Below are 26,188 nucleotides of genomic sequence, written 5' to 3'. Positions count from 1 at the left end.
GCCTTTATTTTACATTCACGGTATCGCCCGGTTTAACTTTCTGAATGCCGTCTACCACGATGCGCTGCCCTGCTGCAAGACCTTTGTTGATGATCATGAGGCTGTCCACGATCGGCCCTTTTTCAATAGGCACCGCCTGCACTACGTTGCTCCTGTCCACCGTATACGCCTTCACTTCGCCCAGCAATTCTACGATGGCTTTGGAAGGAATGGCGATCTGGTTCTCTGTATGGTAGCGTATCTGCACCAGCGCCGTCATGCCCGATTTGAGCGTTTCTTCCTTGTTGGGGAAAGAAAGGCGCACGCGCAGGGTGCCTGTTTTAGGATCCACAACGTTATTCGCCAGCAACACCTTCCCTTCCTGCGGGTATACGCTGCCATCGGGGAAAGCAATGTGGTAGCTGATACCCTGTTCGTCTTTTTTCATATTGCCCATAAACTCTGCATAGCGGCTTTGGGGAATGTCTATGTCTGCATATACCGGGTCTTCGTTCACGAGTGTGTTGATGGTGGTGGAACCGGCGGTCACCAGGTCGCCGATGCGCAGCAGCGCGATGCCTATTTTGCCGCTTACGGGCGCGCGGAGCACGGCATGACTGATGTCTGTGCCGGTTCTCGCACGGGAGGCTTTGGCTGCGGCAAGCAGGGCTTCGGAGGTTTTTACGGCGGTAAGCGCCTGGTCTACCGTTTGCCGGCTGATGGCGTCTTTCTTCAGGAGATTGGCGTAGCGTTCGTAGTCCTGTTTCTTCTGGGCTAGGTCTGCTTCGGCCTGCAGCACAGAAGCATTGGCCTGGTCGTAACTGGCCTGGCTGCGGCTTTTATCCACTTCATACAGCACCTGCCCTTTTTTGACGCGGCTGCCGTCTTTGGCGTGGATGGCTTCCAGGTAGCCGGTTACGTCAGACCGTATATCCACGATCACGTTGCCGGTCAGCGAAGCGGGGAAATTTTCCGTCACCACGTAGCTTGTGGGCTTCACTTCATATACGGTTACCGCGGGGCGTGGCATAGGGCCGCGAGCCTGTTGCTGTTTTCCTTTGCAGGCCGCTGCCAGCAAGGGGATAAGCATGAAATAGATGGTGCGGGTGCGTTGCATAACCATTGATTTATTCCACTTTGATCTTGCCCATGGCCTGGTCCAGCTTTACTTTGCTGATAAGGGCATTGATCAGGGCGGTGATATATTCGTTCTGCGCAAGTTTGAGATTGTTATCGGCCGATATTACATCGAGACTGGTGGAAACGCCTTGTTCGTACTTCAGCACCACGCGGTCATACACGCCCTGGTTCAGCTCAATGTTTTTCTGCTGGGTGACGAGGGATGCATAATTGTTGCTGTACTGCGTCCATGCATCGCGTACCTGCAGCTGGATCTGCTGGTTCAGGTAGTTCAGGTCGTTCTCGGATTGCCGGAGGGTAATGGCGTATTGCCGTGCCTGGTAAATTCTTTCAGTGCCGGCGAAGATGGGCCAGGAAAGCCGCAAGCCCAGTGCTGAAGCGCCATACCCGGTTTTATATAATTCGGAGAATTCACCGCCGAACCAGTTGAAACCATAGTTTACAAAGGCATTGAGCGTAGGCAGGAATTCGAGTTTTTTGCTTTTGAGGTTTAGCCGGTTCAATTCCACCTGCACGCGCTGCATGGCATATTCCGGGCGGTCCAGCACGCTGTAGTTGAGGCTGTCTGGCAGGGCCGCGCTGGTAAAGTCCTGCACGGTTTCCTTCAGTTCCAGCTTTGCGTTGAGCGGCATTCCCATACTGTATTTCAGCACATCGTATGCGTAGTTGCGGGTGCGGTCAAGATTGGCGCGTTGTGTTTCCACGCTGTTGAAGCTGGCTTGTATGCGGTCTACATCTATCCTTTCCGCCACGCCTTCGTCGTAGCGCGCTTTAGTATCCCTGAGGGTTTTACCGAATTGCGCGAGGTTGGCGTCCACGATGCGGATGCCTTCCAGCGCCACGAGCACGTCGAAATAAGCGACGCTTACCTGTACGCGGGTATCGATGGCGGTACGCTGCAGGTCGCGCACGGAAAGCTCGTCGTATACTTTGGCGGCGCGGAGGCCTAGGAAATAATCGCTGTTAAAAAGCGTTTGCGTGGCTTCGCCGGTAACGGCGGAAGAGAATTTAGTGCCGAACTGGACGGGGATCTTCTGGCTGGGGTCATTGGCAATGTCCGGTATCAGCGAGGTTTGCAGCTTCAGGTTGTCGGTGAAGTTGCCTGTAACGGTTACGTGGGGAAGCAGCCTGCCCCTCATTTCCCGGATACGCTCCTGGCTGGATTGCCTGCTGAGGCGGGCGTTCACGACGTCGTTCTGGTTGCTGAGGGCATATTTTACGCAGTCTTCCAGCGAAAAAACATAGGCGCCGGCGGTATCCTGCTGGGCGAAAAGCAGTTGGGCAGCCAGCAGGAACGCTACAGTCAGCAAGGTTTCACGGAAGCTTATGTCGGGGAGCCAGCATCTCATACGGAAAGAAAATTCGTTAAAAAGCCGGTGATACTAGTAAAGAACAATCCTAAGCTGAAAAGGTTCAATGGTTTACGGGCCCCTTATGGAAAATAATTTTCCCGGCATCTTCCTTCTAAACAAACTGCCATGGAAACAACCAAACTCACCAAACAAGACTTCCTTGACATTCTTTTTAATGACAGGAACAAGGACTATGGCGCTTATGACCTGCGCCGCCGTTATGATAAACGTGTACGCAACGCCGTGGTAGGCATGAGCGGCATTGTATTGCTGATCATCGGGGGATATGGCGTAGGCACCCGCCTGGTGGCGGGCAACGGGCCTGTCCGCGAAACATTCATCCCTTACGAAGCTCCCGAACGCATCGACCCGCTCATCGAAAAACCGCCGGTGATCCCGCCTCCCACGCGCGTTGAACCTCCCGCTGCCAGCAGGCCCACTGTGCAGCACGTAACATTTGCGGTAGTGCCCAACGAACAGGTAAGCCCCGAAGACGAACCCCGCAAAAACAGCGAATTAACGGACGTGAGCATAGGCTTGAAAACAGCGGATGGTGACATTAACGGAAGTGACAATGGCGCGCCGGACGGATTTGGCGGAGGCAACAACGTAGTTGAAGCGCCGGAAGTGGTGGACCGTGAAAAGCCTGAGACATTTGTACAGTTCATGCCCGAATTCCCCGGCGGCGAAAAGGCCCTTGCCAATTACCTGAGCAAGAATATACGCTACCCGGTAACGGCCTCAGAAACAGGCGTGGAAGGGACCGTGTTCATCAAATTCGTGGTAGGCTCCACCGGCGAGATCAGGGATGTGGAAGTGGTGGGCGCAAAGAAAGGCGCGGGGCTGGAAGAAGAAGCCATCAGGGTAGTGAAGAAAATGCCGAAATGGAAACCGGGGAGGCAGAACGGGCAAACGGTGGCAGTGTATTTTAATCTTCCTATCCGTTTTACTTTGAATGCGGAATAGTGGATTGAATGGATGCGGAAATCAATGCAGGCTGTACACTTTCTCGTGTATGGCCTGCGGCAGTTAAGTTTAAATGTTCATCTGGAAAGCTTTGTTGACGTCACTTTTGTGACGAAGTGCGTAGTGAATGGCAGTTTTTACAAAATCATTTAAGGAAACATTGTTTAGCGCCGCGAATGTAGCCGCTTCCTTGTGTAAGTCCGTAGGAATACGGACGTTGAATGTGCCTTTATAAGTCTTGTTCGGTTCTTTTCCCAAAGCCCTGCATGTTTCCAGGTAATCCTCCACTGCATCATGAAAGGCCTTTTTCAACTGTTTTACAGAAGACCCTTCAAAGCTCACCAGGTCATTGATCCCAAGAACTTTCCCATAAAATACTTCATCTTCGGCGCTGAAGTGAATAGAAGCATAATAATCTTTGTATTGAAGAATGTCATTCATGTTTGATGTAACCCGTTGCAACTGAATATTAGTTGCAAAATAATCACTTTTACCCAAAACACAAAATCAATGAATATAACTATCTTTACCCTGCTTAACCACCGCCTTATGCGTTACATTTCTCTGATTATCACCGCGCTTTCCCTTGCCGCATGCAACACAGGCCAGCAGGCCGCCCAATCGCAGGCCGCCGCTTTTGAACTGACGGAACAAAATATGCTGAACAAAGACACCGTGCTGCTTTTCGCCGGTGAAGGCGCAAAGAGCACCAACCAGGCCGACAAAATATTCCTGCAGGCCATCGAAACCTTCCGCAATAAAAAAGACGCCGCCGCCAGCCTGAAACATTTCAAAGCATCGATCCTGCTGGCCCCGCAAGCTAAAACCTATTACGAATTCGGCAACGCCCTCCTGGATGTGAAACAATACAAGAGCGCCATCGCGGCCTACAATATCGCTGAAGCGCTGGGTTACAAACCGCTGTCGAAGCTTTTTTATAATACCGCCTGCGCTTATTCCCTGGAAGATAACGAAGACAGCGCCTACCACTACCTTGTAGCGGCTATCGAATTCGGCTATACGAATACCAAACAGATATTTGAAGACAACGACCTGAAAACGCTCCGCGAAACCTCCTACAACTTTGCCGGCCGCATACAACAGGCGCTCAGCGGCGCCGGCGATCCTGAAAGGCTCAGCTGGAACATCTTCGCACGACAGTTCCAACCCATAGAATTCCCCACGGAACTGAATGAAAAATATGCTGAAAAAATTGAGCTGCAAGATATTCCCTACGACTTCGAACGCTTCATTCCCGAAATGCGCGATAATAAATTCTCCCGCGAAACCGGCATGGAATTTTACTACGTCGGCAAAGTGAAAGATGACGCCAATTTCAAAACCCTTTGCTACGCCGTACGCAACGTAATGCTCGATCATGCTGCACCGCCGTATTATTTTGCCGTCAGCTTCAACAACGAAGGCAAGCTGATCGAAAAACTGCTGATCGGCGGCAGGCTGCTGATGGACGATGTGTTCCGCGAAGCCACCTTCCGCGAAAATGGTGAAATAGAAGTGAAGAAGTTTGCCGTACGTTATGAGAAAGACCCAGCGGACGCAGGTTTTGAGAATAACGCGCTGGCAGAAAAGAACCAGGTGGGAGTGGAGGTATACGCGATCAATGAAGAAGGCCGCTTCGTGACGAAATCTATGCCGTTGGCCGTGAAATAAATATCTTCTTCCGGATCAGGATCTCCGCAATAACCAGGTTGATGGTCCAGCTGAGCCATGCCAGCCAGATATAAGCCGTCCGCGGATGCACATCTGCGTTCAGTACATCGAGCATATACGCATAAAAACGCAGGGTGAGCGCTGATAATGTAAGCGCGTAGCTCCGCATCATCATGGCCGCATGGCCTTGCCAATCCTGCTTTTTGATCTTTAGAACAGCTGAAAGGGTGAACCATATCCACAGTACGGCCAGCAGCATAAAGCTGGTTTTTGCATAGATCCCGCCATTCGCGTAGTATCCCATCACCAAGCCTGTCGGGCCGCTCAGGACTATTACCGTAAACGCATACACGATACCTGAACGGCGGTGAAGCCCCGCGTGTTTTTTTAGAACATACGGGCTGAACTGCACCAGGCCGGTGAGCAGCACAATGGTGCTGACGAATACATGCACGTAGAAACTGATCCGCCAGTGATGGATATGATACACGAGTTGTTTGGTGAAGAGAAAATCCGTGTACTTTTCAAACGCGGTATAAGGCAGGCTGAGCAGGATCATCAGCCTGGCGGCGTACAATATCAGCAAAGCGGCAGCCAGCCTGAGTACCCGCGCTATCATAAGGGTATAGTAAACTTAAATCCTTCACCCTCCAGCCTGTCTTCTGAATAATCGTCTTCCCCGTCAGTATGGTAATAAATGAAGGTGGATTCCCTTTTCCCGAATTGTTCGTTGAACTGCCAGCTCACCTGCACGGTATCTTTTTTGCTGCTCCAGGTACCGCGTACCACCAGCAACTGCTCCGCGTATACGCCGGTGGAAACCTCGGGATAATACTGAAGCACACAGCTGCCATCCGAATCCAGCAGGATATCCGCATGTTCGGTGGTGTAATATCCCTGCAGGCCTTCGCCATTTTTGTTGGCTTCGTATCTTTTCAGCACAAAATCTTTTTCACGCAGCGAATCCGCCTGCAGCGGCTGCCAGTTACTTTTACCTTCGGAGAAATTTTCGTTGAAACGGATGGTGAACACGCCGTCGAAAGGATGGTCGCCGGGCTCGCGCAGCTTCAGCAGCCAGCCGTTGCCGTCTTTTTCCAGCTCCCCGCTCAGGTTGCGGCGCAGGCCTTTATGTGTATTGTAACCGGCAACATTCCGGTCTTTCGCATAATTGATCGTGATGTAAATAGGGCTTCCACCGAAGTCTCCCATATAAAGCCCGGTAAGGTGATGGCCATTGTCAGAATTGACGGGAGCCGCTTTCGCAGCCGTTTTTGGGGCTTCGGTCTTTTTTGCCGGCTCGTTGCAGGCCCAGAGCGCCGTGCATATGCAGAGCAGGGTGAAGATGTATTTCACAGGCTTGAATTTAGGGCGTAAATATACTATATTTAGGGCATGCGTTACCCATCCATGCCAGCTAAAGCCGCCGCCGCCCTGGCCGCTTCGCTGCTGCTCGTTTGCAGCATGGCTTTCATAAAAGCTGATCCGCCCGCAAGGCCCGTTGTGATTGCGTATGTAGGCGGGTTTCGCGGCCTTATTGCTAACCCGGATTCTATTGCGGTGGAAAAGCTTACCCATATCAATTATGCTTTCGTGGATGTGAAGAACGGCCAGGCATGGCTGACCAATGAAAAGACCGACACCGTGAATTTCCGCCGTCTCAACGCTCTCAAAGCACGCAATCCCGAACTGAAAATACTCATCTCCATCGGCGGTTGGGCCTGGAGCGAAAACTTCTCCGACGCCGTGCTCACCCCTGAAAGCCGCGCCCTTTTTGCGCATACCTCCGTGGACATTATCCGGAAACACAAGCTGGACGGGGTGGACATCGATTGGGAATACCCCGGCGTACCCGGCGAAGAAGGAAATATTTACCGCCCGGAAGACAAACAGAACTACACCCTCATGTTCCAGGCCATCCGCGCGTCGCTGGATTCCCTTGAAAAAGAGACCGGCGGCAAATACCTGCTTACCACGGCAGTGGGCGGCGGCAGGTATTTTATTGAGCACACGGAAATGGACAAGGCCCAGCAGTACCTGGACTTTGTGAATATCATGAGCTACGACTATAAAACAAACCCGAACGGCATCGCCGGTCACCATACTAACCTTTACGGGCATACGAAAGACAGCACCGAAGCATCCGCGCACCGCTCCGTGCAATATTTCCTGCGGGCGGGCGTTCCTGCTCATAAGATCGTGCTGGGCTGCGCCTTTTACGGCCGAGCCTGGCAACTGCCTTCCGGCGATAAGCGCGGGCTGAACCAGCAAGCCCTGAAAGGCGCCAGGGGCGGAGGGTATACCCGCCTGAAAGACAGCCTGATGACGCAGGGGTACATCCGCTACTGGGACCGGCGTGCGAAAGCGCCCTGGTTATGGAACCCGGAGCAAAATATTTTCATCACTTACGACGACGAGCGCTCCGTGCGCGAAAAATGCCGTTACGTGAAAAAACACAAGCTGGCCGGGGTCATGTTCTGGGAATATTCCAGCGATCCGAAAGGGTACCTGCTCAGCAGCATCCATAAAACTTTTACCAAGTAATTACGCCTGTCAGGCAGGGGAAGCCGGCCCGCTCAAACCCGGCTTTCCTCCGAGACCTGTCGTAATTAAATCCTGATTATATGCATCAACGATTCACGCTTATTCTTTTATTGTTATCCTTCGCCACGTTCGCGCAAACGCCTCCTTTTCCCCAGAAAGGGCTCAAGCTCAAATGGGAAGTAAAGGAAAATGGTTTCATGGGTGAGGCGAAGACCTTATCGGTCTTTACCCTTACCAACACCACGAAAAAAACATTCCCGGCATCGGGGTGGACGATCTATTACAATTTCATCCGCTTCACCACGCCGCTCCGCACCGAAACGGCGCCCGCGGTAGTGCCCGGGCATGTGAACGGCCACCTCTACACTCTCAAGCCCACGGCTAATTTTAAGGGGCTGGCGCCGGGAGAATCTATCCAGATCAATGTTGAATCCGGCGCCTGGGTGACCAACCACACCGATGCGCCGGACGGGCCCTACATCGTTTGGGATGAAGCGCCCGCCAAAGGATACGCCATTGCGGATTACACCGTGGTGCCTTCCACGGAGGACAAACAACTCCGCCGCCAGGCGAGCGATACGAAAGTGCGTACCACGCCTGAGGATATTTACAAACGCAACAGCCTGATCAAAGACATCCCGGAAGACCAGCTTCCGCGCGTGTTTCCTACACCGCACAGCATCCACAACACGGAAGGCGTATTTACACTGGACGCGCAGGATGTGATCGCTTATGAGCCGGAATTCAGGCAGGAAGCGGAATTCCTTGCCGCTATTGTCAGGGAAGCACTGGGTAAACCCGTGAAAACAGTTGCAGGAGAGAACGGTTCCATCGTACTGGCATCGCTGCGGACGAAAGAAAAATCCGTCCCCGGCGAGCACACGCTGGAAGTGAGCGCCGATAAAGTGGCATTGCGCGGAAATGGCCCTGAAGGCATCTTTTACGCGATCCAGAGTTTCCGCCAGTTGCTGGGCGCGGCGGAGAACGGAACGGTCAGGATTGCCGGCATTGAAGTGAAAGACAAGCCGCGCTTCGGTTACCGTTCATTCATGATAGATGTGTCCCGCAATTTCCAGCCGAAATCTGAAATACTCCGCATCCTTGACGTGCTGGCGCTTTACAAGCTGAATGTGCTGCACCTGCACATGAGCGACGACGAAGGCTGGCGCGTCGAAATACCCGGCCTGCCCGAACTGACCGAAGTAGGTGGCCGCCGCGGGCATACAGTGGATGAGCTGGATATGCTGCAACCATCCTACGGTTCAGGGCCTGATGCGAACAATACCACCGGCAGCGGCTGGTATACAAAGGCGGATTACATTGAAATACTGCGGTATGCAAAGGCCCGGCACATTAAGGTGATCCCTGAAGTGGAAATGCCCGGTCATGCCCGCGCCGCCATAAAAGCCATGGATGCGCGCTATGCGAAATTCATGAAAGCGGGCAATGCACAGGCCGCCAACGAATACCGCCTAAGCGATCCGGACGATAAAAGCCAGTACCGTTCTGTGCAGGAATGGAAAGACAATGTGATCAATGTGGCCCAGCCTTCCACCTACAAATTCATAGAAAAAGTAACAGACGAACTGGTGGCGATGCATAAAGAAGCCGGCGCCCCGCTTGATATTATCCATATGGGTGGCGATGAAACGCCCGGGGGCGTATGGGAGCGTTCTCCCGCCTGCCAGCGCCTGCTGGACACCAGCGTATCGCTGGAAGTGGTGGACGACCTCTGGCCTTACTTCTACGACAAAGTGGCCCGGATCGTGAACCAGCGCGGCTTACAGCTGTATGGCTGGGAAGAGGCCGGCATGCGCAGAACCAAAAGGGACGGGCGCGGCGTAATGATCGTGAACCCTGATTTCGGGGCCCGCAACTTTATGGTTGATGTTTGGAACAACGTGATGGGCGGTGGCATGGAAGACCTTTCCTACCGCCTGGCCAACGGTGGTTACAAAGTGGTGCTCTCCGGCGTAGCCAATTATTATTTCGACATGGCTTACCTCCGCGATTATAACGAGCCCGGTTTTTACTGGGGAGGATATGTTGATATAGATAAACCCTTCTATTTCATTCCTTTGGACCTTTACAAAAATGCCAAAGAAGACGATGCGGGCAATGCCCTGCCGGCTTCCACTTTCGTAGGGAAAGACCGGCTGACCGAATACGGCGCCGGGAATATCGTGGGCATTCAGTCCGCACTCTGGGGCGAAACCCTGAAAAGCACTGCCGCGCTGGAATACCTGATGCTGCCCAAATTGCTGGGCATGGCGGAGCGCGCCTGGGCAAAAGACCCGGAATGGACGAAAGATGAGGCCAAATACAACGAAGCGTGGAGCATTTTCGCCAATGTGGCCGGGAAAAAGGAACTTCCGCGGCTGGTAAAACTGAACGGCGGGTACAATTACCGCATTCCAACAGCCGGTGTGAGCGCGGCGGATGGAAAAGTTTCGGCCAACGTACAACTTCCGGGGCTGGTGATCCGTTATACAGTTGACGGAAAGGAACCTGATGCCAAAAGCCCCGTGTATTCGGCGCCGGTAGCGCAAAAAGGGACCATCCGTTTCAGGGTTTTTGATCAGCAGGGCCGTGGAGGAAGAACAGTGACAGTACAATACTGACATTAAATTTCGATAAATTCACAGGAAGGGAAGTGTACTAAACAGCAGCGTTTGGCCTTCCCTTTCTTTTTTGGGCCCGCAGTTAAGCAGTTAATTGGTTAAAAATTTGTATTGTTGCTGAGATCAAATGAAATGTTGAAGGGGTTAGGAAAAATAACCGTATTAGTCACCCTTAGCTGTTACCTGATACTGTGTTGCCTGCCACAATGTGCCCTTGCGCAAAAAAAAGATACCATACCCGCGCAGGGCAAAAGGTGGTTCTCGAAGCTGAATACCTATGTAGACTCCCTGAAGAGCCGTCGTTACCGGGATTCCGTTTTATCCAGGATCTCCCGTCACAACGACCCTCCGCCTTCAACGGACGACAGTAGCATGACCAGGAGCGAACAGGGATTTTTGCCGTACAGCGGCAAAGCGATCCGCCGTATCCATTACCGTAAAGTCGCCACCTTCGGCCCCCGCAACATCAACGATACCACCTTTTCCACCAGCATGCGGCTCATTCACATCGCCAACCGCCTGCATTTCGATTCGCAGGAATGGGTGATCCGCCAAAACCTCTTTTTCCGGGAAAAAGATACCATCAACGCCTACGAGCTTGCGGATAACGAACGTTATCTCCGTAACCGCCCCTTCATCCAGGATGCGCGCATTCATGCCATACAAACCGTCTGGCCCGATTCGGTGGACATTCTCGTGGTGACGAAGGACGTATTCGAATACGGCGTGGACCTCCGGAAGCTGACCCCTACTTCCGTGGCCGCCAAAGTGAGCAACAACAACCTTTTCGGCGCAGGGCAGGGTGCGCAGGTGGGCTTCCGCTGGGATAAAGATTATTCCCGGCCCTGGGGCACGGAGGCGCAGTATACCAAATACAACCTGCTGGGCAGTTTTATGGACGTTACCATTGGTTATTCAGAGCTGAACCCCGGCATGCCGCTGGACACGGGCGTGTACGAAGGCTCTTATTACCTCCGGCTGGAACGCCCGCTCTACCGCACGTCCGCCAAAATAGCCGGCGGGCTCACCCTTGCGAAAAATTATTCCGTGAACATCTGGAGCTACCCCGATACCGTTTACCGCGATTATATGTACAAGCTGTTCGATGGATGGATCGGTTACAACTTCCGCAACCGCTTCGGGAACGACGGGCATTTTGATAACAAATTCAATATGGCGCTGCTTTTCCGCTATTCCAATATTGCCTTCGATAAGCGGCCGGACCAGGAGATGTACAAAGACGATCCCATCTACAACAACCGCCACTATTACCTCGGGCAGTTCAAGCTCTTCAAGCAGGACTTCTTTAAGGCGCATCATTTCTTCGGTTTCGGGCGTACAGAAGATATTCCCTACGGCTACAACGCCAGCCTGTCTATGGGCTGGGAGAACTGGGTGGGAAGGAAACGTTTTTACACCGGGCTGGAAGGGCAGAAGTTCTGGCATACACGGCGCAATGGCCTGCTGAGCCTGGCTGCAGGTATCAGCAGCTTCTGGCAGGCAGGGGTGTCTGAAGACATGGTGATCCATGCCAATGCCAGCTATTACAGCCGGTTGATGAGCGTGGGCAGGAAATCCGCCATACGGCAGTTCGTTACGCTCGATTATCTCGGTAACCCGAATAACTATTTTTACCGCCCGCTCAACATTAATATGGAGCAGGGTATCTGGGGCTTCAAACGCTCTGTTATCAACGGTTTCCACCGCCTGGTGGCCCGTTCTGAAACGGTGTATTACAGTCCCTGGAAGATCTACGGTTTCAAATTCAACTTCTTCGGCTCCATTGAAGCGGCGCAACTCTCCCATGAAAAGAGTTATCTCGTGGAGAATCCCGTCTACACTGGTTTTGGGCTGGGAGTGCGCATCCGGAACGAGAACCTTTCGCTGAATACCCTCAAGGCAGGCGTGTATTACTACCCCAAAACGCCGGACCGTGTGCCCGGGCTCTATTTCGAGCTGACCACTGTAACGGACCTCCGGTTCGACATCTACGGCCTGAAAGCGCCGTCATTCCTCAGTTTCTGGTAAAATATCCCGCAGCGGGTAAACTGCATCAAAGGATGAGGGCAGGCCCTCATTCATGCTGATAGTATAATTTCTGGCCGCCGTTTATTATTTTAATGCGCTTAAAACTTTAGAAATTCAATGCTACGCTCTTTCTTCACGTGCATCTTCATATGCAGCTCAATATTCGCCGGCGCACAGATCCGCCTCCCGGCTATCATGGCAGACAACATGGTGCTTCAGCAAAATGATTCCGCAACGCTCTGGGGTTGGGCCCAGCCGGGCGAAAAGATCAGGGTCACCACTTCCTGGAACGGCAGGCTGGATTCCGCGGTCACTACCCGCGACGCCAAATGGCGGCTCAAAGTAAAAACACCCGCCGCCGGCGGCCCCTACGAGATCACCCTGCAAGGCCGCAACACTATTAAGCTGCAGAATGTGCTGATCGGCGAAGTGTGGGTGTGCAGCGGGCAGAGCAATATGGAATGGTCCGGCAACCACGGGCTGAAGCAGATCAAAGCCGAGCTGCCCGTTTGCGCGGATGCGAATATCCGCTTCTTCCACGTTCCGAAAACAACCGCCGCTTACCCGCAGGACGATGCCGAAGCCACCTGGACCCTTTGTGATTCCAACACGCTGAAAAGTTTCAGCGCGGTAGCTTATTATTTTGCCAAAAAACTGCGCAAAGACCTGGATGTGCCCATCGGCCTCATCAACACCAGCTGGGGCGGCACGCCCGCCGAAGTCTGGACGCCCGCGCAGGACGTAGCCTCCCAGCCTTCCCTCGTGGAAGCCGCCGGCAAACTTACCCCCGGCAACTACTGGCCATATTTACCAGGCTACACGTACAACGCGATGATCGCGCCTTTCACCCAATTCAGCATTGCCGGCGCCATCTGGTACCAGGGCGAAAGCAATTCCGGCACTGCTTCCACCTACGACCCGCTGATGAGGACCCTCATCGGTTCCTGGCGGAAGGCCTGGGGACGGGAGTTTCCGTTCTACTATGTACAGATCGCGCCATACAATTACGGCAAGGAGACCATCAAAGGCGCGCTGCTCCGTGAAGCGCAAACTGCGACCCTTGGTTACCCCCATACCGGCATGGCTGTAATTACAGACCTGGTGGACGATACCAGCAACATCCACCCGCAAAACAAGGCCGACGTAGGCCTTCGCCTTGCAAACTGGGCGCTGGGCGATCATTATGGCAAAAGTGGCATTGCATATAAAAGTCCCATGTACGAAAAAATGGAACAACGCAACGGGAAGATCATTGTATTTTTCAGGAACGCGGACAACGGCCTGAAAGTGAACGGCAGCAAGGCCACGCAGTTTTATATTGCCGGGGCAGACAGGCAGTTCTGGCCGGCCGATGTGAAGATCGTTGGTAATACAGCTGTTGTGTCTGCCAAAGCGGTGAAACAACCGGAGGCCGTACGTTTTTCGTTCACGAATACCGCTATCGGCAATGTTTTCAGCAAAGAAGGTTTGCCCCTGGGCCCGTTCCGCACGGATAACTGGCCGGAAAAATAATATACAGCCATACGGACTGAACAAAGCACTTTTAACCGGCGTTGATTAAGAAGTCAACGCCGGTTTTTTATGAAACTGATCTTCACCATATGCCTGCTTATGTCCGTTACTGCATATGCACAGCAGCCGCAACAAACTTTCCTCCGCAGCCTGCTGCAAAAAATGACACTGGAGGAAAAGATCGGGCAGCTAAACCTGCTCACCAGCGACATGGACGTAACAGGCCCGTTCATGAAAGAGAATTACAAGCAGGACATTCTCAGCGGTGCATGCGGCGCTATCTTCAACGCATACACCCCGCAATACACACGCATGTTGCAGGACATGGCCTTAAAAACAAGGCTGAAGATCCCGCTGCTTTTCGGTTACGATGTGATCCACGGGCATAAGACCATTTTCCCCATTCCCCTCGGCGAAGCCTGCACCTGGGACCTCGGCCAGATGGAGCGAAGCGCCAGGATCGCGGCGGAAGAAGCCAGCGCGGATGGTTTGCACTGGACCTATTCGCCCATGGTGGATATTGCCCGCGACCCACGCTGGGGGCGGGTTGCAGAAGGTACCGGTGAAGATACCTGGCTGGGCGTGCAGATCGCCCAGGCCAAAGTACGCGGCTACCAGGGCAAAGACCTTTCCGCTCCAAATACCCTGCTGGCCTGCGTGAAGCACTTCGCGCTCTACGGCGCCATCGAAGCCGGCAGGGATTACAATACGGTGGACATGAGCCGCCGCCAGATGTACCAGTTCTACCTCCCTCCCTACAAAGCCGCCGTGGATGCAGGTGTGGCTTCTGTTATGACCTCTTTCAATGAAATAGACGGCATTCCCGCCACCGGCAATAAATGGCTGCTGACAGACCTGCTGCGGAAGGAGTGGGGCTTCAAAGGCTTTGTGGTAACGGATTACACGTCTATCAACGAAATGATCAACCACGGGATCGTGAAAAATGAATACGAAGCGGGAGAGCTGGCGCTGAAAGCCGGTGTGGACATGGATATGCAGGGCAGCGTGTACGCCACGCAGCTGAAAAAACTGGTAGCGGATAAAAAGATCAGCATGCAGACCATCGACCAGGCGGTATACCGTATACTGGAAGCCAAATACAAGCTGGGACTGTTCAAAGATCCTTACCGCCACAACGATTCAGTTAAAGCGAAAGAGGTGATCATGAGCGCGGAGAAGCTGAAAGCCGCGCGTGAAATAGCACAGCGTTCCATCGTGCTGCTGAAGAACGAAGGCGGCCTTCTTCCGCTGAAACCGCAGGGAAACATTGCGCTGATAGGACCGCTGGGCGATTCGCAGAAAGATATGATCGGCAACTGGTCTGCCGCCGGTGATTTTAAGAAGGCCGTTACCCTCCTGCAGGGCCTCAAAGCAAAGAACCTGAACGTCACGTATGCGCAGGGCGCGAATGTGACGGACGACAGCGTGCTGCTCGGCAAGCTGAACATTCCGCCGGGCAATGCGGCGGAAATGGAAAAAGAAGCGCTGGACCTCGCGCAGCGCTCGGAACTGGTAATACTGGCGCTGGGCGAAAGCCAGGGCATGAGCGGCGAAGCCGCCAGCCGGTCGGATATTGGCATACCTCATAGCCAGAAACGCCTGATGGAAGCGGTGTTGCGCACGGGCAAACCCGTTGTGCTCGTATTAATGAACGGCCGCCCGCTGACGCTGGAATGGGAAGACCAGCATGTGCCCGCCATCCTGGAAACATGGTTCCTTGGTACCGAAGCCGGCAATGCCATTGCAGATGTGCTGCTGGGGGAATACAATCCTTCCGGCAAGCTCACCATGACCTTTCCCCGCAATACCGGGCAGATACCCATCTACTACAACCGCAAAAACACCGGCCGCCCCCTGGACCCGAATAACAAATACACTTCCAAATACCTGGATGTAAGCAATGAACCGCTTTATCCCTTTGGCTACGGTCTCAGCTATACGAAATTTCTATACAGCGATATCCGCATCAGCAAGAATACCATGAACGCCGCGGAAAGACTACAGGTGAGCGTAACCGTTTCCAACAAAGGGGATTACGATGGCGAAGAGGTGGTGCAGCTCTATATCCGCGATGTAACGGCCAGTGTAAACCGGCCACTGAAGGAGCTGAAAGGTTTTCAAAAGATATTCCTCAAAAAAGGCGCGAAGCAGGATGTAGTGTTTACTATTACCATAGAAGACCTGAAGTTCTATGACCGCAACATGCAATACACCTGGGAGCCGGGAGAGTTCAGGGTGCAGGTAGGGACTAACAGCCGCGATGTGAAAGAAGTTTCCTTTAATGTCGTCAAATAATATGCGAAAACGTTGACCAGGAAACCCGTCATTGCGAGGAGCTGCCGGGCCAAAGCGGGAGGGGCGACGAAGCAATCTCCTTCGTTGGATTGACATACTCAATGTTTGGAGATTGCTTCGTCGCGCTTCCAGCTGCACAGGATATCCTGTTGCTCCTCGCAATGACAGGCTTCGCAAGCTGCACGGGATGTGCAGCGTATAATACAATCAATACAATAACTTCCTCAATAATTCCGGCTGCACGATCCTGATACGCGTGCCCTGCATTTCGATGAGCTTTTCAGATTTAAAATCACTCAGCGTCCGGATCAGCGATTCCGTGGCGGTACCTACGAACCGTGCAATATCATCGCGGGAAAGCTCTATCAGCGCGTCGGGCTGTTGTTCCAGGTGCAGCTTGTCGTGGATGGCCAGCAGGCCGTTGGCCACGCGTTTGCGCAGGGAATCGTACGCCAGCTGCAGCAGGCGGTCTTCTTTTTCTTTCACTTCGGTGGCAATACGTTTGATGAAGGTGCGCGCCACGCTGATGTCGTTCAGCAGTTGTTCCAGGAACACTTCTTTCGGGATCTGCACCAGCTCTGTATTGTCCAGTGCTTCGGCGTTCTCGTCGTAGGGATGGTCTTCCAGGAGCGGAACGTAGCCGAAATAATCGCCGGCGCTGAAGAGGTTGGTGATATATTCCTTACCGTCGTCGTTCATGCGGTAGGCTTTTACTTTGCCGCTTTTCACGTAATAGAGGAACTGCGGGTGTTTGCCTTCGCGGTAAACGGATTGTTTTTTGGAGAAGGGCATCACATCATATGCATCCAGGTTCAGCTGGAGAAGGCCGGAGGCCTGCCAGTCCTGCAGCATAGTGCCGATGGACTGCGTTTGGGAGGCCGCGAATTTTTCCTGGAGGAACTGTTGTTTTTTCAGCCGCGTTTCAACGGCGGTGAGCAGTTCCACATCTTCGAAGGGTTTGGTGATATAGTCGTCTGCGCCCATTTCCATGCCTTTCCTGAAGTCGCTGCGGTCGGTTTTGGCGGTCACGAAGATGAAGGGGATATGTTCTGTTTCCGGGTATTTCCGGAGCATGTGCAATACGCCGTAGCCGTCCAGCTCGGGCATCATGATGTCGCACACGATGAGGTCCGGTTGTTTTTCCCGCGCTATTTCTATGGCCTGTTTGCCGTTTTCCGCTTCAAGTGCGTGGTAACCCGCCAGCGTGAGTATCTCGGCCACGTTCTCGCGGATGCCGGGGTGATCGTCTACTACCAGGATAGTGGCTGTCATTTGGTCTGAAGATTTGGAAAGTTGATAATGATCTTGGTGCCTTTGTTGAGTTCGCTTTCAACGCTGATGCGGCCCTGGAGCATGTCCACATACCGTTTCACGATATGCAGCCCGAGCCCCGTGCCCTGGATGTTGGTCACGTTGCGGCCGCGGAAGAAACTGCTGAACAGGTACGCTTTGTCTTCTTCGGGAATGCCCATGCCCTGGTCCTGCACGATGGCGTGAATGTGACCGTCCTGTTCCCAAACCTTCCAGCGGATGGTTGTTCCTTCGGGAGAGAACTTCGAGGCATTGGTAAGCAGGTTCACAAAAATATGTTTCAGCAGCCGTTTGTCAGACACTACCTGCAGTTCCGCCTGGACGTCCGCATCCAGCACCTGCCCGGGTTTCAGCAGGCCCTGTACTTCTTCCGCCGTTTCGTGGGAGAAGTTGTACATGGAAATATTTTCCGGGTGCACATGTATCTTCCCTTCCTCGATGCGGCCCAGGGAGAGGAAGTCTTCCAGCAGTTCGTTCAGGTGGATCACGGAATCCCTGATCTTCTGCACATGCTTTTCACGGCGCGGCTGGTCGTCTGACGAGGGGTATTTGCCGATCAGCGCGGCGGAGGAAAGAATGGCGCTTAGCGGCGTTCTGAATTCGTGCGAGGCCATGGATACGAAGCGGGATTTGATCTCGCTCAGTTCTTTTTCTTTTTCCAGCGCTTCTTTCAGCTCTGCCTGCGAGGAGGCAAGATGTGAAAGCGCCAGTTCGAGGTTGGCGGTCCTTTTCTCCACTTCCTTTTCCAGCGCCTGGTTCAACTCCTGCATGGTGCGGTACAGCCTTTTGAGGAACAGTACCAGCAAGGTGGAGCTGATCACGAGGATGAGCGAGAAAAAGTGTTCTATGAATACTTCCGCGAGGTTCGGGTTTTTGTGGGGCAGGCAGGCGATCACCACCACCAGTATGGTGCAGGCGATGCCCATGAAGCGGGTAGGCGCATCCTTTTTGATGAAAATAGTGAGCAGGATGGCCGTGATGAGACCACCGTCGAAGAAGTTGTAATCGGGCCGCCACATCAGCAGGCATGCCGTTACCAGCATGATAAAGATGGAAATAACAAGCGTCTGCCGCTGGCCGAAATGGAACATGGTATTCGTTTGCGTTAAGGGCAAAGATAACGCATGCGGCCCTATATGCAGGCAGACATGACGAAAGTCAGAATTCTGCCTGCAGCCGGTACTTTTGAAGCGGGCGTGGGTTTATCCGGGGATTCAGAGACCCAGCGCGCTGCTGGTCTTATCCACAAATACCAGCCAGTCGAACAGGTCGCCCGGTTTTAGGGGTTTGGGTGTGAACTGATCTTTGTAGGCGATGGAGCCGATCATGCGGAACCGGCCTTCCAGCGGCAGGGAACGCGTGGAGAAGAAAAATAACGGTATGCCTGTTTTATGCAGCAGGGATTCAATGCTCCCGGTTACAGGTATGCCGAGCCTGTTATCTTCCACCATTTTAAAAGTGGTTTCGCTCATGGCGCGGTAAGTGCCGGTGGATGTGGTGAAGCCGAGGTTTTGGTATGCTGCGCCATAGCGGGCTTTGAGGTGGCTGCCGAGTGTGTTGAAACCATCCACCGCGCCATGCCTGCTGCCCACATGGCCGTTGTGCGCCCACAGCATGATCTTTTCCCCCTGATGTTGAGCGGCCAGCCGCTGTACATTGAGCGCCATCATGGAATCGCGCGTATTGATGGCCGGCAGCCAGTCTTTGGACGTAAATTGCTGCAATGCCGCCTTGATATTAAGCAGGTACCAGGTGGCCTGCTCCCATTCTTTCTCGGGAACATGCGGGGGGCGGACAGGAATATTCTCCGCCATGCTTTCCGCGATGGCCCTGGCTTCTATCATGGCCTGGCCTGCAGTATCGCCTTCCGGCGCGCTGTAATCCGTAAGCCTGCGGAAGGCGTTAGTCTGGTAACTGTCTTCTATTTCCCGTATGCCTCTTACGTAACTGTCCATCTGCTGGCTGTCGAAGCCGGCAAAGGTAAGCCTGTTGCCGTGAGCGGCGTTATAGCCGCGCATCCATTCGATAAGGTCCAGCAGTTCGCGCACCTGGAATACGTTGTGGAATTCCGTTTCCAGTATGGCTTTCGGGTCGCCCTGGCCGGTGGTGATGTATTGATTGATCAGTGCAGCGCCATACATGCCGTCTTCGATGGCGAACACGGTGTAGTCCATTTCCTGTACGAGGAACTCGAAGAGGCGGTGTTTGAATGTGAAAAATTCGTGTGTGCCATGTGTGCCTTCACCCGCGCCGAAGATGCTGACGCCGGAAAGGCCTTTTTTTAATGGCGCGAGGTCGCTGACGGAATAGCCCGGGAGCGTGGACTGTAAAGGGAATACCCGTTTGGAAATACCGGCAGGGTTTATGGAAGGAGCAGAGGCGCGTATAACCGTTCCCGTTGTTTTGGCAACCGGGGAGGTTTGTTTTCGCGCATCCGTCTTTTGCGCTTGCGCAAGGGAAAATAACAGGCATAGCAATGCCGTAAACGGCAGCAGGTTACGTTTCATGGGTGAGGTGTTTTAGGTGAATGATCAGATGCCGCGCAGCTCGCGGAAGAGTATGGATTGGCGGCGCGACAGCGGGATGCGGACGCCATCCGCCAGTTCGAGCGCCAGCAGGGAATTATCCAGCGCATGGATCTGCTGCACATGGCCAAGGTTCACAATATGCTTGCGGCTGGCGCGGAAAAAATGTTTCGGGTCCAGCCGGGGCTCCAGGGAATTCAGGCTGCGGGCCAGCAGGGGTGCGTGTTTCCCGAAGTATAGCTTGATGTAGTTGCCGGTGGATTCCATCAGCCTTATGTCCGATAAAGGCACAAACCAGCAGCGGTCGCCGTCTTTCACGAATATTTTTTCATGTATGTCCAGGTAGGAGGAAGGTGTGGGAATGACGGGTATTTCAAGCCTGTCAAGACTTTCGCCCAAACGTTTTTCCGTAACCGGTTTCAACAGGTAATCCAGCGCATTTACTTCGAAGGCCCTGATGGCATAGGTGTCGTAGGCCGTGGTGAAGATCACCTGGGGCACGGTTTCCAGCTGTTCCAGCAAGGCAAAACCGTTTGCTTCAGGCATTTCTATGTCCAGGAAGATCACCTGCGGGCGCAGCTTCCGGAGCAGCGTGAGCGCTTCCGCCACGTTCGCCGCTTCACCGGTTATTTTCACCTGCGGGAATTTTTCCAGCACGGCGCGCAGGTCTTTGCGCGCCAGCCTTTCATCGTCTATGATCATCGCTTCAATCATGCGGCGGGAAGTTTTACGGTGGCGCAAACCGTTTGCTGCGCCGTATTATGAAGGGTGAAAAATGCTTTGTCTCCATACAGCAGCGCCAATCTCTTCAAGGTGCCCTGTATGCCAAATCCGCCACCGGGGCGCTCTTCAGGTACCCGCCCGGTGTTTTCCACGCGCAGCACGAACTGTTTGCCTTCCAGCGCCGCAGCGATCCTGATCTCGCCGCCGGCTGCCAGCTTCGAAATGCCGTGTTTGATGGCGTTCTCCACGAGCGTTTGCAGCAGCATGGGCGGCATGGTTTGCTGGTGGATATTGGGATCGATGGTGTAATGCACGTTCAGCCGTTCTTCGAACCGGATCTTTTCGATGGCAAGGTAATGCTGTACCACTTCCAGTTCTTTCCCGAAAGGGATGAGCTGGTGGTGCTCTGCCAGCATGGCGCTGCGCAGCACTTCCGCCAGTTCTGCCACTGCCTGCTGCGCCCGTTCAGGGTTTTCGCCGATCAGGCTGCGGATGCTGCTGAGGGCGTTGAACAGGAAATGCGGGTTCAGCTTCGTTTTAAGATTGTCCAGCTCGGCCTGCTTCAGCCTGTTCTCATTTTCCAGCTCTATCCGTTTGAAGCGGCCCTGCAGCAGGCTGAAATAAAGGATCACCCAGCCCCATACCACCAGGTGCCATACGAACCAGACGAGGAGGAAGATCAGACCTATGGTGGTCCGGGTTCCCAGGCCGCCCGGTTTCCCGAGCGTCTTGTCCACGGATGCAAAGAAGCTGTTCCATCCCCCGTCTTCCGCGATGCTGATGCCGGTGAGCCACAATACGATCAGCAGCGAACTGAGGGTGACCGCGCCCCATACTTTCATGAACACTGCGCCCAGCCGGTAACGTTGCAGCTGTTGTTTGCGCAGGTACAGGTACAGCAGGTGGGTGGCAAGCACGCCGATGAAGTATGCGCTGTAAAAGTCCGTATCGCCAAACACGTCTGTCCTGAAGGCAAAACCTTCGCCGGAACGGATATTGTTCCAGAGATAGGTAAAGAGGCCCCAGCCTCCGAGTTGGCATGCCCAGTAACGGTACCTGATCTTCATGGGAACAAATCTATGCGTTCAGCCGGAATGAAAGCGGGGAAATTGAATGAACGGAAGATCGGGGCGGCGGGTGGAAGATTTTTGTGGTGAAATGAAAAGAGGCTGCCCCGCGAACGGAACAGCCTCCCGGCTATTGTTGGATCGTTTACCGGATAATATATTTCATGCCTTTGAGGCTGGCAAATTCCACAATCCTTGCGGCGGGCGATGCCTGGGCCATTACGCTGCCTTTGGTGCCGAAAATCCGCTTCCCCGCGGGTAGCAGCACCCGGCAGGCGCCGCCTTTGGTGGAAAGGATGGAAGCCTGTGTGATGGCGCCGTTGTCCCAGTTCATATCCACTACGAAAGCGCCCCGGGCATGCAGGCCCTTTACGCTGCCTTTCTTCCAGCCGCTTTCGGTGGGCAGGGCAGGCAGCATCCTGATCACGGAAGTATCGCCATGGCTTTGCAGCAGCATTTCCGCAATCCCGGCTGTGCCGCCGAAATTGCCATCTATCTGGAAAGGAGGGTGTGCGCAGAATAAATTCGGGTATGATCCGCCGCCACGGGGATTGACAGGCGGCACGGGCCGCAGCAGTTTATGGATCAGTTCCAGCGCATGATCGCCATCGCCCAGGCGCGCCCAGAAGTTCACCTTCCATGCCAGCGACCAACCCGTACCATCGTCGCCGCGCTGGCGCAGGGTTTCGCGGGCCGCGGCGGTCAGTTCCGGCGTATTCCACGGCGTGATCTCGTCGTAAGGATGCAGGCCGTAAAGATGGCTCACATGGCGGTGTTTGGGCTCGCTGTCTTTCCAGTCGTGCAGCCACTCGTTCAGGTCGCCGGCTTCGCCCACCTGGTTGGGCGCCAGCCTGCTGCGGGTGAGGGCCAGCTTCCGGCTCCAGGCCGTGTCCGTTCCCAGGATGCGCGATGCCTCGATGCAGGCGCCGAAGAGTTCGCGGCAGATCTGCATATCGATCGCGGGACCCATCACGGTGCTGCCCCTCGTGCCATCGGGCATAATATAGCTGTGCTCGGGAGAGTTGGACGGTGCGGTTACCAGCCAGCCGTGCTGCGGCTCTTCAATGAGTATGGCTTCCAGGAACTCGGCGGAACCTTTCAGCACGGGGTAATATTCGCGGAGAAAAGCGGTGTCTTTGGTAAAGCGGTAATGTTCCCAGATATGCTCGCAGAGCCAGGCGCCGCCGGTGAGGGTAGAACCCCAGTCTGCCCCTTCGCCGGGGGAAGTGAAGCCCCAGGGATTGGTGATCACATGCGCCACCCAGCCGGGTGCGTTGTAGTAGGCTTTGGCTGTTTTTTTGCCAGGCTCCACGAGGTTGCGGATGTAGTGGTGCAAAGGCTCTGAAAGGTCCTGCAGGCCGGTTACAGGTGCCAGCCAGTAATTCATTTGCAGATTGATATTGATGTGGTAGTCGCCGTTCCAGGGTGTTTGGTATTCCGGCGCCCAGAGGCCCTGCAGATTGGCCGGAAGGTTGCCGGGGCGGGAAGAGCCGATCAGCAGGTATCGCCCGAAGTTATAATACAGCACGGGCAGCTGCGGATCCGGCTGGCGGTCGTAATAACGGGCCAGGCGTTCGGGCGTGGAAAGGGTATCCGTGCCAGGGGCCGTTGCATCCAGCCGGAGACGAGAGCGGTTGAATAACGGGATATAACCCCGCTGTTGTGCCTGGAAAAGCTGCGCGTAGGTCCGCGTGGAAGATCGTTGCAGGGTTTGCCGTACGCGCGGCAGCGGGTCTGTTGCTTTCTGCGTGTAGTCATTCATGTTATAATCTGTAGCAGCGCTGAAAAGCAACAGGCATTCATCCGCATTTTCCACGCGTATGGCGCCGTTTTCCGCTACCTGCCTGCCGCCGGTGGTCTTCACTTGCAAGGCACCGGCAAAGCGGAGGCCGGGTTGATCGCCATTGGGCAGCTGCCCGGTGATCTCCAGGATGCCTTTATTTACCCGCACACTGGCATGTTCCTTCCTGCTGAGCGCGGCGGTGAACGAAATGCCGCCTTTGCGCGCGGAGGTAATGCGCACGGCGAGGATATTATCCGGTATGCTCACCCAGGCTTCCTGCACATATGCAACGCCCTTTCTTTGCCAGGTGGTGCGGGCCACGGCGGTTTCGAGGTTAAGGCTGCGGCGGTAACCGGTCCAGGGGCTGAGCGTATCTTTCCATTGCAGGGTAAGGTCGCCGAAGGTCTGGTAGGCCCCGTAAGGCACATTGGCGCCGCTGCCATGGCCGGAGCCCTGGCCTTTGCAGATGAAATACTGCTGCAGGAGTTGCTGCGCTTCTTTGTTCCTGCCCGCCTGCAGGCTTTCGCGGATGCGCGGGAGGATGCGGTAGGCCGTATCGCTGTCTGCATCCTGCACCCCGCCAGACCACATGCTGATCTCGTTCAGCATGATCCTGTCTTTCACAGGGTGCCCTGTGATCATGGCCCCGATGGTTCCGTTGCCGATGGGCAGGGATTCCTGGTAGTGGGCGGCCGGTTCGGAAAAGCGGAGGACGGCGTCGGGCTTTTGTGCGGACGCTGTGAGACCGGCAGCGAGTATAGCCGCCGTTAGTAGCACGTGGTTCATATAACTAAATGTAACAGGTATTCCCTGAATTGAAAAGCATTGGCTAAAGCAGGACGGGAAAAAGCGAAAATCGCATCAGCCGCTGTTCATTTTCGCTGTCAATGATTTGTTATGCCATTAATGCTTAAATTACGGGATGCACCGGCATATCCTTGTTATCGGCATTGTTTTTTTCCTCTCCGCCTGCGCCCCTAAACTGGAAGCGCCCGCAGTGGCCAGCTATGAAATGGTGACGGGTTACCGCTTTTATACGCCCTGCGGCCAGCCGGTGCTGAATGCCGTATTGCCGGCTGCGGATTCCCTGGCCGATCCCGGAGATTTTTATACCTATGTGCTGCAGGACAGCCTGCAGGTCGCGGATTGTATAGACCCCGAAGGCACTTCCATGACAGATACTTTCCCCATGCGCTTCGGGAATGATTTTATTGTAACGGTGGTGGTGAAAGACCCGCGGAAGGAATGGTACTTCGGGCTGGAAGATCTTTCGGTGGAAGACAGCCTGCTGCACATCAGGCTGGTCCCGCATCACAGAACGGATACGGCAGGGGGCAAGCCCTGGTACGCATTGTCTGACAACTATATCTGGCGGGTGAACGGGCGGCAGGTGAAGCTGATGAAACTTTACCTGGACGGGCAGGAATATGCTTTTGTGCGTGGCCCTAAATGGAGCGAAGCGCCGGTGAAGTGGCGGTTGCCGCAGGGAGCGCCGGCCCGGGAAATACACAGGTAACTGGAAAGGAACCTGTCGTTTTTATACCGCTGACAGTATAAAAATACATAAGAAGCAGTGATGCTCTTGGGGTCAGCTTTGATGGATGTGGTGTATGAGAATGTTTTGCGGTATGATTCAATAAAAAAGCTATCCTGGTGCCTGGTATAGAATAACGGGCATCAAAATAGCTTACTGCTAAAAATAGCGGAGTTAATTGTTTGTTAACCAGCGGTTGCTTACATTCATCACCCGTTCAGGTAAAGGCCTGGAGGGCGGGCGATAAACTTCAGGTGGCCGCGGCGGTAGTTAAGCCGGCAAGCAATTTGGTGAACTTGATATTGAAGCCACCTTTCTCTCCATAATAATAACTCTCCTTGTACCTGTCGTATTCGATAGGCGCTCCGAGGTCTTTCATGAGTTTCAGGAACTCATAGAGTGTACGCTCGGAAATCCGCAGGCGTTTTGCCAATTGGGCGGGCTTACCGGTGCCTTTGATGCGGATAAGGTAGTCGATGGTCTGTAGTCTTTCAAAATAACGCTTTGGCATTGGATCAACTGGGGGTTTAGCTAAATTGGAAAATTGATTTCTTTCAGTTTGTGTCCGGGAAATTTCTGCTGTGTCTTATTGAACGTAGAGAATGGACATATGCATCAAATTTTGGTTAACACTGTTGTTGTTTTTTCAGTGGCTCATGTTCTAAGTTAACATACCGCACTGCATTATTTTTTCAGTCCGGATTTTTGATAAAAAGGCAACCATCTCGGAATATGGTTGCCTTTTTGATGGTTAACTTGGAGCAAAAATCAGAGCCCAATATTACAGTTTGCCTCCCCGTATAAATGTTAATGCAGTGTTAAAGAAATGTCAAATTTTACGATGTTATTAACAAAAGGAATGGGTAACCAAAGGGTAGCCCATCCAGGGGATCATGAACTGTTTGGAAGAGCTGCCGGTGTTTCAGGAATGTGTTCCCCTGATCTCTGGCGGTTTAAGGTTTGCTGCTTGTAATGCTTTGCTGCACAGTACTTCATAACATAAAAAGCCGCTGTTCCGTTGGAACACGCGGCCGGGATTGCTCAAGTTAAACTGGATCAGAAGATGCGCAGGGATACTGCTATCAGTGTAATTTGGGGTTAGAATGTCGATGCAAGTATACAGGCAAAGAAACTTCATTT

Annotated in this window: 20 protein-coding genes; 8 read left to right on the top strand and 12 right to left on the bottom strand. The window is 53.7% G+C overall.

Annotation, left to right across the window (positions count from 1 at the left end; all coding sequences use genetic code 11):
* Positions 1-4: 4 nt before the first annotated feature.
* On the bottom strand, positions 5-1,096 hold the full coding sequence (locus R3I13_RS01100; protein WP_346316061.1) for an efflux RND transporter periplasmic adaptor subunit: 1,092 nt from the start codon (positions 1,094-1,096) through the stop codon (positions 5-7).
* A 10-nt stretch (positions 1,097-1,106) separates the two neighbouring features.
* Complete coding sequence (locus R3I13_RS01095) at positions 1,107-2,468, bottom strand: TolC family protein (RefSeq protein ID WP_346316060.1); 1,362 nt, start codon at positions 2,466-2,468, stop codon at positions 1,107-1,109.
* Positions 2,469-2,597: 129 nt separating this feature from the next.
* Here R3I13_RS01095 and R3I13_RS01090 point away from each other — a divergent pair, with 129 nt between their 5' ends.
* Positions 2,598-3,437, top strand: a complete 840-nt coding sequence (locus R3I13_RS01090; RefSeq protein ID WP_346316059.1) for a TonB family protein — start codon at positions 2,598-2,600, stop codon at positions 3,435-3,437.
* A gap of 69 nt (positions 3,438-3,506) precedes the next feature.
* Here the strand turns inward: R3I13_RS01090 and R3I13_RS01085 are convergent, their stop codons facing one another.
* Entirely contained in the window at positions 3,507-3,878 is a 372-nt protein-coding gene (locus tag R3I13_RS01085; RefSeq protein ID WP_346316058.1) for a type II toxin-antitoxin system HicB family antitoxin, read from the bottom strand.
* Between the two features lie 108 nt (positions 3,879-3,986).
* Here R3I13_RS01085 and R3I13_RS01080 point away from each other — a divergent pair, with 108 nt between their 5' ends.
* Positions 3,987-5,108 (top strand): hypothetical protein, encoded by a 1,122-nt coding sequence (locus R3I13_RS01080; protein WP_346316057.1) that lies wholly within the window; start codon positions 3,987-3,989, stop codon positions 5,106-5,108.
* On the opposite strand, the gene R3I13_RS01075 is transcribed toward R3I13_RS01080, so the two are convergent.
* A complete protein-coding gene (locus R3I13_RS01075) occupies positions 5,086-5,727 on the bottom strand; it encodes a DUF2306 domain-containing protein (RefSeq protein WP_346316056.1) in 642 nt (213 codons plus the stop codon). The genes R3I13_RS01080 and R3I13_RS01075 overlap by 23 nt on opposite strands.
* Entirely contained in the window at positions 5,724-6,461 is a 738-nt protein-coding gene (locus R3I13_RS01070; RefSeq protein ID WP_346316055.1) for a hypothetical protein, read from the bottom strand. Before R3I13_RS01070 ends, R3I13_RS01075 begins: the two co-directional genes overlap by 4 nt.
* Positions 6,462-6,500: 39 nt before the next feature.
* On the opposite strand from R3I13_RS01070, the gene R3I13_RS01065 reads away from it, so the two are divergent.
* From R3I13_RS01065 to bglX, 5 genes are all read left to right on the top strand, one after another.
* Entirely contained in the window at positions 6,501-7,649 is a 1,149-nt protein-coding gene (locus R3I13_RS01065; protein WP_346316054.1) for a glycoside hydrolase family 18 protein, read from the top strand.
* A gap of 80 nt (positions 7,650-7,729) precedes the next feature.
* On the top strand, positions 7,730-10,270 hold the full coding sequence (locus R3I13_RS01060) for a family 20 glycosylhydrolase (protein WP_346316053.1): 2,541 nt from the start codon (positions 7,730-7,732) through the stop codon (positions 10,268-10,270).
* Between the two features lie 132 nt (positions 10,271-10,402).
* Positions 10,403-12,298: a hypothetical protein gene (locus R3I13_RS01055; protein WP_346316052.1), complete on the top strand. Its 1,896-nt coding sequence runs from the start codon at positions 10,403-10,405 to the stop codon at positions 12,296-12,298.
* Between the two features lie 117 nt (positions 12,299-12,415).
* Positions 12,416-13,810, top strand: a complete 1,395-nt coding sequence (locus R3I13_RS01050) for a sialate O-acetylesterase (protein ID WP_346316051.1) — start codon at positions 12,416-12,418, stop codon at positions 13,808-13,810.
* A 69-nt stretch (positions 13,811-13,879) separates the two neighbouring features.
* Positions 13,880-16,105, top strand: coding sequence for a beta-glucosidase BglX (bglX, locus tag R3I13_RS01045; protein ID WP_346316050.1), 2,226 nt, complete (start codon positions 13,880-13,882; stop codon positions 16,103-16,105).
* Between the two features lie 207 nt (positions 16,106-16,312).
* Here bglX and R3I13_RS01040 read toward each other — a convergent pair whose 3' ends face one another.
* The 6 genes from R3I13_RS01040 to R3I13_RS01015 all read right to left on the bottom strand — a co-directional run bounded on the left by R3I13_RS01040 (position 16,313) and on the right by R3I13_RS01015 (position 24,300).
* Positions 16,313-17,377 carry a response regulator gene (locus R3I13_RS01040; RefSeq protein ID WP_346316049.1) on the bottom strand — a complete coding sequence of 355 codons (1,065 nt, stop codon included), beginning with the start codon at positions 17,375-17,377 and terminating at the stop codon, positions 16,313-16,315.
* The gene (locus R3I13_RS01035) at positions 17,374-18,507 is read right to left on the bottom strand and encodes a HAMP domain-containing sensor histidine kinase (protein ID WP_346316048.1); all 1,134 of its coding nucleotides are present in this window, start codon (positions 18,505-18,507) and stop codon (positions 17,374-17,376) included. The genes R3I13_RS01040 and R3I13_RS01035 overlap by 4 nt, the downstream gene beginning before the upstream one ends.
* 123 nt (positions 18,508-18,630) lie before the next feature.
* A complete protein-coding gene (locus R3I13_RS01030; protein ID WP_346316047.1) occupies positions 18,631-19,923 on the bottom strand; it encodes an erythromycin esterase family protein in 1,293 nt (430 codons plus the stop codon).
* Between the two features lie 24 nt (positions 19,924-19,947).
* Positions 19,948-20,655: a response regulator gene (locus R3I13_RS01025; protein ID WP_346316046.1), complete on the bottom strand. Its 708-nt coding sequence runs from the start codon at positions 20,653-20,655 to the stop codon at positions 19,948-19,950.
* Positions 20,652-21,731: a histidine kinase gene (locus R3I13_RS01020; protein ID WP_346316045.1), complete on the bottom strand. Its 1,080-nt coding sequence runs from the start codon at positions 21,729-21,731 to the stop codon at positions 20,652-20,654. The genes R3I13_RS01025 and R3I13_RS01020 overlap by 4 nt, the downstream gene beginning before the upstream one ends.
* A gap of 145 nt (positions 21,732-21,876) precedes the next feature.
* Positions 21,877-24,300 (bottom strand): glycoside hydrolase N-terminal domain-containing protein, encoded by a 2,424-nt coding sequence (locus tag R3I13_RS01015; protein WP_346316044.1) that lies wholly within the window; start codon positions 24,298-24,300, stop codon positions 21,877-21,879.
* Positions 24,301-24,436: 136 nt separating this feature from the next.
* Between R3I13_RS01015 and R3I13_RS01010 the strand changes: the two genes are divergently transcribed.
* Entirely contained in the window at positions 24,437-25,030 is a 594-nt protein-coding gene (locus tag R3I13_RS01010; RefSeq protein ID WP_346316043.1) for a hypothetical protein, read from the top strand.
* Positions 25,031-25,298: 268 nt separating this feature from the next.
* On the opposite strand, the gene R3I13_RS01005 is transcribed toward R3I13_RS01010, so the two are convergent.
* Positions 25,299-25,559 carry an HTH domain-containing protein gene (locus tag R3I13_RS01005; protein ID WP_346316042.1) on the bottom strand — a complete coding sequence of 87 codons (261 nt, stop codon included), beginning with the start codon at positions 25,557-25,559 and terminating at the stop codon, positions 25,299-25,301.
* Between the last annotated feature and the right edge of the window lie 629 nt (positions 25,560-26,188).

This window comes from Chitinophaga sp. YIM B06452 (assembly GCF_039655965.1).
In the GTDB taxonomy this organism is placed as follows: Bacteria; Bacteroidota; Bacteroidia; order Chitinophagales; family Chitinophagaceae; genus Chitinophaga.
This window is presented reverse-complemented; position numbering and strand designations above follow the sequence as displayed.